The sequence below is a fragment of the Methylomonas rivi genome (assembly GCF_024505165.1).
GTDB lineage: Bacteria > Pseudomonadota > Gammaproteobacteria > Methylococcales > Methylomonadaceae > Methylomonas > Methylomonas rivi.
On record NZ_JANIBK010000136.1, the window covers coordinates 1 to 10,579 of the forward strand.

Here is a 10,579-nt window from a genome sequence, read left to right on the forward strand (position 1 = left end):
GGCCTCTTATTTGAAATAACTCAACCCATGGCCCGATATTTACCTCAAACGTTTTAGGTTTGACTCGTTGTGCGCAAGGCTGCAAACTCCCGGGCGAACAAATAAAACAATCAGCGGGAGATCACAGTCATGAACAATCAAGCTAAATTGCGCTGGGGTATATTAGGCGCGGCTCGCGTCAATGAGCGGCTACTGCCGGCCATCCTGGAAGCACCGAATTCCGAATTAATCGCCATTGCCAGCCGCCGGCCCGGTGCCGCGGCGGAAACGTTGGCCAAATATGCGCCTTGTTATCCCCATATTCAGGCTTACGAGGATCCGGATACCTTATTGACCAATCCGGATGTGCAGGCCGTCTATTTGCCCATGGCCAATCACGAACATGCCGAATGGGCCTTGCGTGCCATCGCCCATAAAAAACATGTGTTGTGCGAAAAACCCATGGCCTTGACGGTAGCCGATATCGACGCCATCGAAACCGCCGCCCGCCGCTATAAAGTTAAGGTTATGGAAGGTTTTATGTACCGTTTCCATCCGCAACACGCCCGGGTCGGGGAGATTTTAAATTCGGGTCTGATCGGCGAAATTCGTTCCGTGCGTTCCAGCTTTTCCTTCATGATGCGTCCGGCGCGTATGTATCGCCTGGCTAACGATGTTGAACAGGGCGGCGGCGCCATGTGGGACATCGGCTGTTACGCGATTCATGCCTTGCGCATGTTTTTCGACCGGCCGCCGCTGGCGGTTACCGCCATGGCCCGCTATGCCGATAGTGGCGCGGATATTTCCACCAGCGGCATCCTGGACTACGGCGACGGCAGGTTCGCCCAGTTCGATTTTAGTTTCGAGCGGGCGCGGCGTTGTGAATACGAAATCGTCGGCACCCAGGGCGGCCTGAAATGTCATGTGGTGTGGCAATTGCCGGGCGATGTGCCGGTGATTTCCTGGTGGACGGAAGACGGTCGTCAAGGCGAAGAACGCCTGCCGGCCTCCAACCATTTCAATCTGGAAATCGAACATTTCAGCGATTGCGTACTGAATAATAAAGAACCGCGCTTGTCGTTTGAAGATGCCAGGGAAAACTGCCAAATCATCGTGGCGGCACTGGAGTCGGCCGCGACCGGACAGGTCGTCAAAATTTAAACGATGCAAAGGACAATAGCGGTTTGACTTTACAGCCCCCTGCTCCGCAAGCAAACGCAGTACAAGCCAAACCGCGTTGGCGACGCTATCTGCGCGCTGGTGTTTTGCTGTTGTTAATTGGGGGTGCTGTAGGCCTTTGGAGGCAACGCGGCGCGGTTTTACAATGGGCTTTAACGCAAGGCTTGCGGCAAACGCCGTTGTTAAATCCCATACTGTCCGGCGCCCGCTTCGATTCTCGGCAAGCGGAAATTGCCAGCCTGCAATTTAGCCTGCAAACCCCCAGCGGTGCGATAACGGCCGAACTTGAAAGCATCAAAGCGGCCTACGATCTGCCCGCCGCTCGGCTTGACAGCCTCAACATAAACAAAGCCCGCGTGCGGTTAGCATATCACGCAGCCGATAAAGTGACAGGCGAACAGCAAGCGGATGAGGCGGTATTGGCATTACCGGGTCAGCAACTGAGTATCGAGCAACTGGATTTTGAACTGGAAACGCCGTGGGGCGCGAGCCGTTTTGCCGGTCGTTTCGAGGTGCACGCTCGGCCGGGAAAGCCGCTGTTTATCCTGTTGGCCGATGCGGAGCAAGTAATTAAGGCCGAAGTAAATCCGCAATTCACTAATGCCAAGTTGGCAATTCAGCAAAGTGCCGGTCCCGAAATGATGCAACTGGATTTGGATCGGCCCGCGCCAACTAAGCTGCAAAGCAATCTCAAGGCCGACCTGCAGGAATCCATGCAATGGCTGAAATCGAACAGTCTGATCCCCGATCAGCTACGAAAAACGATTTCCACCGCAGACTTTGCCGCTATCCAACCCAATCTGGCGGGCGTTCAAATGAATCTGTCGGCCCAATCCGATGATGACTTGGCAACTATAAAAGGCCGGGCAGAGCTGACCCACAAGCAAACGTATCTGGCCAGCGCCGAGCTGGCGCTAAACACCGGCAAGCCGCAATTGGCCGTTGACGGTCATCTGGATTTGCAGCTCGGCGAGTTCGTCGGTTTAATCAAACCCTGGTTACCGGAAACCCTCAATGCCTGGCAGTTTCCTGCCGGGCAGGTGATGGGTAGCGTACGCTTGAACTGGCAGCCTAAACGCCCTTTAAATGGCGAGATTTATCTGAATGGTTATCAGCTGGGTATACTGGCCGGGCCGGTCAAGGCCGACAACGGGTTCATTCGTTTTGCCGTTAAAGACCTCGTCAAATTGGTTATGCAACTTGAGATCGATGCGCCCAATCTGCAAATAGGCCGGGAAACCACGCTACACAATCTGCAATTAAAAGCCCGGCTAAACAATCGCGACCTGAGTTTGGACAGGTTTAGCATGCCGGTATTCGGCGGGCTATTGTCGATTGATCCCGGCACGCTAAACATCGGCCAACGGCCGGTTAAGTTCACTCTGGACGTGAAAAATCTGGATTTGGCGCAGCTGCTGGACAGCCTGAATTATCCGCAGCTTTCCGGCACCGGCAGGCTGGCCGGTAAGTTGCCGTTAAGGCTGGCTATGGATAGTATCGAGCTGAAAGACGGCAAACTGAACGGTACCCGCCCCGGCGTGCTGCGTTATCAGGGGCCGGCGGCCGATAATGAAAATCCGGCTTTTAACGCCTTGCGTAATTTGCAGTACCATAGCCTGCAAGCCAAGCTGAATTATCAGCCGGACGGGCACTATCGGGTGGGTTTACGTTTGGAAGGTAAAAACCCGCAAGTATTATCCGGACATGCGGTAGCCTTTAACTTGAATTTAAACGGGCATTTACCGGATTTATTACAACGGGGTATTTTGGCGGGCGATTTTGAGAAGCCCATTCTGGAACAGGTCAAAGCCGCCGGCGGACACTGAAAATCGGCCTCCCATGGAGGATTAGCAACGTATGCCGCCGTTGGGCGGAGTGGAGAACTCAATGAAGTGGAGCGCAATAAACAGTATAGGCATTATCTGTGGTGCCTTTTATCTGGCGGGGTGCTCGCCGTCCGTCAAGTTGGAAGCGCCGGAAAAACCCATCGAAATCACCATGAACATCAAAATCGAACACGAAATTCGCTTGAAGGTGGAAAAAGATGTCGACGCGCTGATTAGCAGCAACAAAGACCTGTTTTAAAGGAGCGATAGATGAAAAACAATTATGCGATGAAATTGCTGGCGGTCTTAACCGTTTGTCTGTGGTTTGCCGCCGCGCCGGTCAATGCGGCGGATTTGGGGCAGGCGAAGGCGGCGGGCTTGGTCGGCGAACTGATGAACGGCTATTTGGGTTTGGTGGACGGCAATGCGCCGGCGGATGTTAAAGCCATGGTCGACAGCATCAATGCCCAGCGGCGCGCCGAATATCAACGTATCGCCGCCAAAAACGGCGTGCCGGCGGAAGAAGTGGCCAAGCTGACCGCGCAGAAAGTCATCGGCCAAGCCGCGCCCGGGCATTACGTGCAAACCCCATCGGGGTGGCAAAAACGTTAGGTCGGTTTAAGACGTCGGCTGTTATCAAACAGTCGGTAAAATTAAGCCGATTCTAGTGATGGCAGGCATAAGATGATAAAAACCACGGGTTGGCACCGTATCAAACTTTCGCGCCAGGAATACGAATCCGGCGAAATGGCCATGCTGTTCAGTGCGTTTCGGGCCGCCTACGTGGCCAGAAACGGGCCGGAGGGCATGGCGATGTTCGCTTGCTGGAGCGACGATGGCGCTTGCTATTACGTCTATACCACGCCCGCCTCGGTACGGCACATCACGCCGCTACTGGACGCCTATTCGGCAAACCGAATCGATATGCCCGACCCGGCCACTCTGGCTTTGCTTTATGGGGACGAATCCGGCAAATCCTTCTCCGAAGTAGGGTTCGAAGCCTGACGGGGCGGCTGGAAATAAGCAATACCCGCCTGGGCTACAAATCCTGCCGAGACAACCCGTGTAGGATGGGCAACGCTTTTTGCCCACCGCTTAAAGGTAATATTTTCAATCGCGAGCATGCGCCATGATAGACAGGCACCACCCTTTGCAAACAATCGACCCGTTTGATCTAATGACAGCAATTTAATCGTTACCGGTCCACTTGAGTAGCCTGGATGAAGCGAAGCGCAATCCGGGATTTATAGCCTTCGTTCCCCGGATTCCATTTCATTTCATCCGGGCTACGCTGGTTAACTGAAAGGCGGGTAAGCAGTTTATGGTTGTCAGCCAAAGTTGAAACGGCGGTGGCAGTTTAGACCGATTGCCGTCTATGACCAGTCCTGGTTGATTGAAAAGCAAAACCAAGACTAAATTAAGCCCCCTCGCAATATCCTTCGGATAGATTGCGTGCAAATGCGCGATTACTTTTAGGACTTCATCGCCTGACGCAACAATTGTAAACAGGCGCGGGTAGATGCTAAATCCAGCGCACTGAAATCGTCCTGGGTGGTTAATAACGGATTGGCGCCGGCATGCAGCAATTGCGCCACCGCCGTGTGCTTGCCGCTGGACGAGGCATAGGTCAAGGCCGTGGCGCCGCTGGGGTTTTGGTAATCGATATTAATGCCGGCGCTTATCAGCAGGGCGATACAATCGTTCGACTCGGCAAAGCAGGCCGCCCACAGGGCATTATTGCCGTAAGCGTCCAATACGCTTAAATCCGCGCCGTTTTCCAAAAGATACGCCAACACGTCAGGCCGGGCTTGTTGCGCCGCTAAAATCAACGCAGGCTGGCCTTTGTCGTTAGCAATAAGCGGTGTTTGCTTATTGAACCCATTGGCTGCAAACCAGCCGGCAATGTCCTCGGATACGTTCATCGCCTATCCGCCTGTTCAAACCACCGAAGGCCGGTGTAGCAAGGACAAATGGCCGACGCCGGCCGCGTACAACTTGTCCGCCAATTCCAGCCGGCCGGCCAGCCCCTTGCCGCGCAGAAATTTCAGTTCGTCCGCCGTCAACAAGGTGGCGGCAATCAAGCTGACCGTGCCGCCGGGCATGCTCAAGCCAATGCTGTCTTGGCGCGGTTTGCTCAACAAGGCCCCTACCCGGCCTCGGCCGTCTTTTATATGGTCGATATTGAATTCCAGCGACAATAATTCGCCGGCCAGGAGTTTTTCGCACAATCTGGCGTAGCCGGCCAGAGTGTGGCTGACTTCCGCTATTAACGGAAACAGCCAGGTATCGGCCAATTTGGGCAATGGGGCGGTTGAGGCGATGCCGGCGTCAGGCGTTTCGATAAACACTTCCACGCCCAAGCCGGTTTCCGGTTTGTCGCGTTCTACCCAGGGGTCGGACAAGCCGTCGGAAATAATGCAGGCGTTCCCGCCGTGCCGGGCCGCCAACCAAGCCGCGCCGGCCGGCCATTCCGGGCCGTCGCTCATCGGCCCCATCAAGGAGGTGAGCGCGGCGAGTTCGGAGTCAAAACGGGTTTTTAAGGCGTCGTGGCGGGCTTGAGAGGCCAGGTTCAAACGGTCGGCGTAAGTCAGGCCGACGATAAATTCAGTCGTCATGGCTGCAGGATTGAGTCAGTGTTTCCAGGCGTTGTTGAGCAGTCTGGCCGACGTCCGGCTCAGGATCGTGCAACATTTGCCGTAGCAAATCGGCATCCGCCCGCAAGGCCACTTCGTAGCGGACGGTCCAGTCGGGGTCTTGGCTCAACATGGCCAAGTCGTCGACGTCCATGCGCTGCGCCACGATACGGCGTATTTCCACTTCGGCGTCCTGGGCCATCAAACCCAAGCTGACGCGGGGAATGCGGGTGGCGACGATGCGCCGCACTTCGCTATCGGAATCGGCGACCAGACGAAACAAGCGGCCTTGCGGCAGGCGTCTGGCGACATAAACGCGTACCAGATAATCGGGGTCTTCGGCCATCAATTCCAGCTCGTGTTCCGGCAGACGGTCGGCGACGGTGATTCTGACCTCGCGGTCGCTATCGTTACGCAGCAGGGTCAGCCATTCCAGCGGCACCCGGTAGGCCAGTACGCGGCGCACCGCCTCGTCCGGGTCGGTCAGCAACGGTTCCAGCTTATTGGTCGGTAAATAGCGGGCCGCGATGGCGCGGCGTTCCCAAAACGGGTCTTGGCTGTATTGCGGAGCGATGCCGGGATGGGCCTTAAAAAAGCGGTCTATCTGCCTGCCGCTGTTGGCGGCCACGCAACGGTCGCCGGGTTTGCAAGCGCCGGCGGCCAGTAAGCTGTCGCGGAATTGGCAGCCGCCGCAATCCGCCAGCGGCGTGAGATCCGGTTCGACGGTGGCGGACAACATGATCAAGCCGCCCGGGCCAAGGCTGGCAACAGCTGAGGTTTGACTTGATCCAGCCAGGTTTTGATGCGCTCCTCGGTCAAATGCGGTTGGCCGCGTTGGTCCAAAACCAAGCCGACGAATTGATTGTCGATAATCGATGCGGAATGTTCGAATTGGTAGCCCTCGGTACTCCAGCGACCCACCATTTTGGCGCCGTTGCCGTAAAACACCTGATACAGTTTGATCAAAGAGCTGGCGAAACGGGAGGCGTAACGTTCCTGATGGCCCAGCCCGAACAAGGCCACCCGTTTGCCGCTCAGATCGGTATCGTCCAGATAGGGTACGAACTCCGCCCAGTTGGCTTCCTGGCACCCCGCGGCCAGACCCGGCAAGTCGCCGACGCCGTAACTCGGGGTGCCCAGTATCATCGCGTCGTACTTTAGCAGTTCGGCGGGGCTGGTGCGGTTGATGTTTTTGGGTTTGTCGGCCAACTCTTCGCCGAGCAGGCCATAAATCTTTTTGGCTACCAGGCGGGTGCTACCGGTATCGGTACCGAAAAAAATGCCGATTTTGCTCATAAATCACCTGTAATCGAAAGTGCTGGGTTAGGCCGAGTAGCCTTTGAAGTGAAAGTCAGCAATATTCGATCCAGGTTGTCGGCTGAAATTGAAAATATTTTTTATTTTAAAATCAGTCGGATATGGATGGTTGCGAACAACGGCCGTTCAGTCTTGTGACGGTATGGTTACAATTGCAGCGAAATACAACAATTTGTATACTTTGCGCATAACGGTTGATGCTAGATAGTGATGACCTAAGCACCCAGTATCTGATTATCCGTAACCTAACGCCCCGTTCTTTTCTTCGAGCCAGCGTTTTAATTTTATGTGGAGGTAAGACGGGCGAATTTGACGCCATGCCTGCACGCTGTTCCTGAACTCATTCTGCAAGGTATACGCATGGCCATCCTTCGCTGCAACAGTTGCGCTTATTTAAGAGAAATCGCCAATGAGCATATAGGCAAATCCGTGAAATGCCCTGTTTGCGAGCAAACCGCGGTTATTCACGATAGCGTGGCTTTTATTAAGAAGCTGATCGAAAAATACGGCGTATTGCTCGCCAAGTATCGTAACCTCGAACAATCCGCCAGCCAAGAATCCGAGGCCGCGCCGGCGATGAATTTTCCAGGCAAAATAGAAGACCTGGATTTGCACAATACGGCCGTCATGGGCAACAGCAAACAATATCAACCGATTGTTAATTGGTTCGAGCGAAAAAATGTGCAAATTGAAGTAAACCATGAGGCGCTGGATACGCAGGGCTTTTACGATGAAATCGCCGTGGAACTGGGTGACAATATCGATGTTTTGCAGGAGGTTCTGGATAAAATCCGAAAAACCCAAAGAAATAACTACACCTCCGTGACCTTGAATCTGAGTAACTACAGTCAGAATCAAATAAAAACGATGACCGCTTTTTGTAAAAACCTGTACGACTTTTCGTTTGTGGCCAAGTATTTTTACGATAAAAATGAAAAAAGAGCCCGGCTGACCTTGCAAACCGCTCCGGCCATTGTGAGTTTTTTCAATGGCGAATGGCTGGAGTGGTACGTTTTTATGAAATTATTAAAGCAATGTTATGAAAATAACGGGCTTTTCTCCTGCCTGAGAAATTTCAACATCCAATTCGCCAATGAAGATAAATATGAAGTGGATGTGTTTTTTCTGCTGAATAGCCGCATCCCGGTTTTTATCGAATGTAAATCCGGCGAATTTAGGTCTTATATAGAAAAATACAACAAGATGCGGCGTCGCTTGGATATCGACAAAGATAATTTTTTATTACTGGTATTCGGGATTAGCGACGAGCAGGTGCTTGGATTAACAAAAATGTACGACATCACCTTTGTCAACGAAAAGACCTTTATTCCTCATGTGGCAAGCCTGGTGTCAAAATAATTAACCCGCCATTTTCCGCCCCGCCAGCAGGCTTTTCTGCAAGGCATTGTCGTCTACCCATAGATCGCCGGACAGCAGTCTGGCAATCTGTCCTTTCAGGTCCGGGTCGCGGTCGGCTTCGAAAAACAGGTTATGCACAATGCCGGATTGATAAAAGCGTTCTACGAACAGACGCATGGTGTTGAAACCCAGCAGATAGGCTTCGTCGTCCTCGGCATGCAGCAGCGGGTCGGCTTCGCGGCCTTCGCTCAAACCCTGGTGGATGCGGTCGGCGATGCGGGCGGCGCTGGTGAAGGCCAGGAACACGCCGGAGGAAAACACCGGATCCAGAAAGCCGGCCGCGTCGCCGCAGCAGGCGTAACGCAGGCCGTAACGCTGCCGGTTGCTGTAACTGAAATCGGCTTCCACCCGGATAGGCGCCGATTGCCGGGCGCCGGCTAATAGGCGATTCAGGATCGGCGAGGCGGCCAGATAGCGTTGCAGCAGTTCTTCCACGCTGCAATCCTTGGGGCGGTCTTTTTGTACCACCAAGCCCACGCTCAAGCGCCGGCCGGACAGCGGAATGATCCAGATCCAGCCGATATCCACCACCGGCACGTAGATGCTGCCGGAATTGAACAGTTCGTCGGCTTCCTCGCCGGGCTGAATCTGTTCGTAATGGGTGAACACGGCAAACTTGCCCAGATTTTCGATTTTATCGATGCCTTTGTGCTGTTTGCCCAGCAAGGCGGCGCGGCCGCTGGCATCCACCAGGTAGCGGGAACGGTAACGGCCTTTGTCGGAGACTATGTTGACGCCATCGGCCTGGCAGTCCACTTCCAGCACCTTTTCTTCCTGATGGGTTTCCGCGCCGTGCTTGGCGGCGTTTTCGAACAGTAGTTGATCGAAAGGCGCCCGTTCCAGCTGGTAGGTTTTGCGGTAAACGCTCAAGGGAAAATACATGCGCTGATCGGTGCGCTCGTCTATGAACACCGCGCCGCTTTTAAATTGATTGCCCGCGCTCCAGTCGATGCCCAGACGCTGCACCACCGGTTCGCTGAACGGCAGCATGGACTCGCCGATATGGAAGCGAGGATGTTTGTCTCGCTCCAGCAGCAAAGTCTTGCGGCCGTGTTGCGCCAACAAAGTGGCCGCGGTGCAGCCGGCCGGGCCGCCGCCAATTACCACTACATCGTAGTCAAAACCGTTTTGCATGTTGTCGGGTACCTTATAAGACCTATGGACTATCGATTATTTAGCGAAGCCGTCTTCGGCAGGATTGTAAACCGCGCGGAATACCTTCCAATGCACCCCGCCGATGCCGGCGCCGGTATAGGTGACAGAGCCGACGCCCTTATAAAATTCGTCGGTGCGCATGGTGTCCGGACCGAAATAAAACGGGATCCAGGCCTTGCCGGTTTGATAAGCCTTGGTGTCTGTCGGCTGGCCGAGGATCTCGTGCACCTGGCCTTGGGTCATGCCGATCTGGATTTTGGCGAACGGGCTGCCGGCGGGAATATTGCCCTCGATAGTCGATTCCGCTGATTGGCTGGATTTGCTTACTTGCGTCGAGGTCGGGGCCGCCGTTTGCGTCGCGGGTTTTGGGGATGACGCGCAGCCCGCCGCCAAGACCAGTGTTGTAGAAATACCCAACAATTTTAGCTGTTTCATCGGTTTCCGCCTTATATGTGAATTGAGATGGATCAAAGGTAGTGCATTTTATAAGTTTTTTCAGCGCTTATGCACCTCGACCCACCAATCCGGGCCGATAGGCAGGCGTGTTTGGGGCGATCGGCCCTCGGCAGCCGCCAACGCCAATAACGGCATGGCCGCTAGGATCGGATCGGCGTTTGCCGCCGCCGATTCGCGGGGAGCCGAGGCGTCGGAAAAGGGCCGGTCGAGGCGTAAAAGTGCGTCCGGCTTGCTTTCCGCCGCCAGCACTAGCGCACAGGCAAACTCGGTTTGCCCTCGCCCCGCCGCCAGATATTCCGGCCAGCGTTCATCGTAGCAGACCAGCAGCAGTTCGCCGTCGCGGCAGGCCAGTTGGCACCAGGCTTCCAATATGGCCATGGCAAACGTGTCCGAACCGGCGGCCAATGCCGTGGCCGGCTGGGTGCAATGTTGGGCGATGCTCCAATAGCCGGCCACGGTGTTTTGCACCGAATTATGAAAAGCGGCCGGCGAAACCATGGGTTCCGGTTTGGTCAGCTCGATACAAAGCTGATCTGTGATCTGTATTTCGCCGGCCGCGCTGGCGAATACGGCAGGCAACGACGCCGGCGAACGTCCGGCCCGCCCGCAGGCCAG

Annotated in this window: 13 protein-coding genes; 6 read left to right on the plus strand and 7 right to left on the minus strand. The window is 54.8% G+C overall.

The window, feature by feature from the left end; genetic code table 11:
* Nucleotides 1-129 precede the first annotated feature (129 nt).
* The 5 genes from NP596_RS17265 to NP596_RS17285 all read left to right on the plus strand — a co-directional run bounded on the left by NP596_RS17265 (nt 130) and on the right by NP596_RS17285 (nt 3,989).
* Complete coding sequence (locus NP596_RS17265) at nt 130-1,140, plus strand: Gfo/Idh/MocA family protein (RefSeq protein WP_256616634.1); 1,011 nt, start codon at nt 130-132, stop codon at nt 1,138-1,140.
* Nucleotides 1,141-1,163: 23 nt separating this feature from the next.
* Nucleotides 1,164-2,984 carry an intermembrane phospholipid transport protein YdbH family protein gene (locus NP596_RS17270; protein WP_256616635.1) on the plus strand — a complete coding sequence of 607 codons (1,821 nt, stop codon included), beginning with the start codon at nt 1,164-1,166 and terminating at the stop codon, nt 2,982-2,984.
* Nucleotides 2,985-3,045: 61 nt separating this feature from the next.
* The gene (locus NP596_RS17275) at nt 3,046-3,243 is read left to right on the plus strand and encodes a YnbE family lipoprotein (RefSeq protein ID WP_256616636.1); all 198 of its coding nucleotides are present in this window, start codon (nt 3,046-3,048) and stop codon (nt 3,241-3,243) included.
* Between the two features lie 11 nt (nt 3,244-3,254).
* A complete protein-coding gene (locus NP596_RS17280; protein WP_256616637.1) occupies nt 3,255-3,596 on the plus strand; it encodes a YdbL family probable chaperone protein in 342 nt (113 codons plus the stop codon).
* 72 nt (nt 3,597-3,668) lie between these two features.
* Complete coding sequence (locus tag NP596_RS17285) at nt 3,669-3,989, plus strand: hypothetical protein (RefSeq protein ID WP_256616638.1); 321 nt, start codon at nt 3,669-3,671, stop codon at nt 3,987-3,989.
* A 467-nt stretch (nt 3,990-4,456) separates the two neighbouring features.
* Here NP596_RS17285 and NP596_RS17290 read toward each other — a convergent pair whose 3' ends face one another.
* Genes NP596_RS17290 through NP596_RS17305 form a run of 4 tightly spaced genes read right to left on the minus strand, consistent with a single transcriptional unit; the run spans nt 4,457 to nt 6,913 of the window.
* Nucleotides 4,457-4,906, minus strand: coding sequence for an ankyrin repeat domain-containing protein (locus NP596_RS17290; RefSeq protein WP_256616639.1), 450 nt, complete (start codon nt 4,904-4,906; stop codon nt 4,457-4,459).
* A gap of 15 nt (nt 4,907-4,921) precedes the next feature.
* Nucleotides 4,922-5,599, minus strand: coding sequence for a hypothetical protein (locus NP596_RS17295; RefSeq protein WP_256616640.1), 678 nt, complete (start codon nt 5,597-5,599; stop codon nt 4,922-4,924).
* Entirely contained in the window at nt 5,589-6,356 is a 768-nt protein-coding gene (locus NP596_RS17300) for a 4Fe4S-binding leucine-rich repeat protein (protein ID WP_256616641.1), read from the minus strand. Before NP596_RS17300 ends, NP596_RS17295 begins: the two co-directional genes overlap by 11 nt.
* A 2-nt stretch (nt 6,357-6,358) precedes the next feature.
* Complete coding sequence (locus tag NP596_RS17305) at nt 6,359-6,913, minus strand: flavodoxin (protein ID WP_256616642.1); 555 nt, start codon at nt 6,911-6,913, stop codon at nt 6,359-6,361.
* Nucleotides 6,914-7,294: 381 nt separating this feature from the next.
* Here NP596_RS17305 and NP596_RS17310 point away from each other — a divergent pair, with 381 nt between their 5' ends.
* Nucleotides 7,295-8,293 carry a hypothetical protein gene (locus NP596_RS17310; protein WP_256616643.1) on the plus strand — a complete coding sequence of 333 codons (999 nt, stop codon included), beginning with the start codon at nt 7,295-7,297 and terminating at the stop codon, nt 8,291-8,293.
* Here NP596_RS17310 and NP596_RS17315 read toward each other — a convergent pair whose 3' ends face one another.
* The 3 genes from NP596_RS17315 to NP596_RS17325 form a co-directional block, all read right to left on the minus strand.
* Nucleotides 8,294-9,487: an NAD(P)/FAD-dependent oxidoreductase gene (locus NP596_RS17315; RefSeq protein ID WP_256616644.1), complete on the minus strand. Its 1,194-nt coding sequence runs from the start codon at nt 9,485-9,487 to the stop codon at nt 8,294-8,296.
* 36 nt (nt 9,488-9,523) lie between these two features.
* Entirely contained in the window at nt 9,524-9,943 is a 420-nt protein-coding gene (locus tag NP596_RS17320; RefSeq protein ID WP_256616645.1) for an outer membrane protein assembly factor BamE, read from the minus strand.
* Between the two features lie 60 nt (nt 9,944-10,003).
* Nucleotides 10,004-10,579: beta-ketoacyl synthase chain length factor (locus tag NP596_RS17325; RefSeq protein WP_256616646.1), on the minus strand; the 576-nt coding region annotated here is incomplete at its 5' end.

What these genes read in the sequence shown, in the direction of transcription:
- NP596_RS17320 (WP_256616645.1), bottom strand. Translation starts at nt 9,943, where the DNA reads ATGAAACAGCTAAAATTGTTGGGTATTTCTACAACACTGGTCTTGGCG.
- NP596_RS17300 (WP_256616641.1), bottom strand. Translation starts at nt 6,356, where the DNA reads ATGTTGTCCGCCACCGTCGAACCGGATCTCACGCCGCTGGCGGATTGC.
- NP596_RS17310 (WP_256616643.1), top strand. Translation starts at nt 7,295, where the DNA reads ATGGCCATCCTTCGCTGCAACAGTTGCGCTTATTTAAGAGAAATCGCC.
- NP596_RS17290 (WP_256616639.1), bottom strand. Translation starts at nt 4,906, where the DNA reads ATGAACGTATCCGAGGACATTGCCGGCTGGTTTGCAGCCAATGGGTTC.
- NP596_RS17265 (WP_256616634.1), top strand. Translation starts at nt 130, where the DNA reads ATGAACAATCAAGCTAAATTGCGCTGGGGTATATTAGGCGCGGCTCGC.
- NP596_RS17280 (WP_256616637.1), top strand. Translation starts at nt 3,255, where the DNA reads ATGAAAAACAATTATGCGATGAAATTGCTGGCGGTCTTAACCGTTTGT.
- NP596_RS17285 (WP_256616638.1), top strand. Translation starts at nt 3,669, where the DNA reads ATGATAAAAACCACGGGTTGGCACCGTATCAAACTTTCGCGCCAGGAA.
- NP596_RS17295 (WP_256616640.1), bottom strand. Translation starts at nt 5,599, where the DNA reads ATGACGACTGAATTTATCGTCGGCCTGACTTACGCCGACCGTTTGAAC.
- NP596_RS17275 (WP_256616636.1), top strand. Translation starts at nt 3,046, where the DNA reads ATGAAGTGGAGCGCAATAAACAGTATAGGCATTATCTGTGGTGCCTTT.
- NP596_RS17315 (WP_256616644.1), bottom strand. Translation starts at nt 9,487, where the DNA reads ATGCAAAACGGTTTTGACTACGATGTAGTGGTAATTGGCGGCGGCCCG.
- NP596_RS17305 (WP_256616642.1), bottom strand. Translation starts at nt 6,913, where the DNA reads ATGAGCAAAATCGGCATTTTTTTCGGTACCGATACCGGTAGCACCCGC.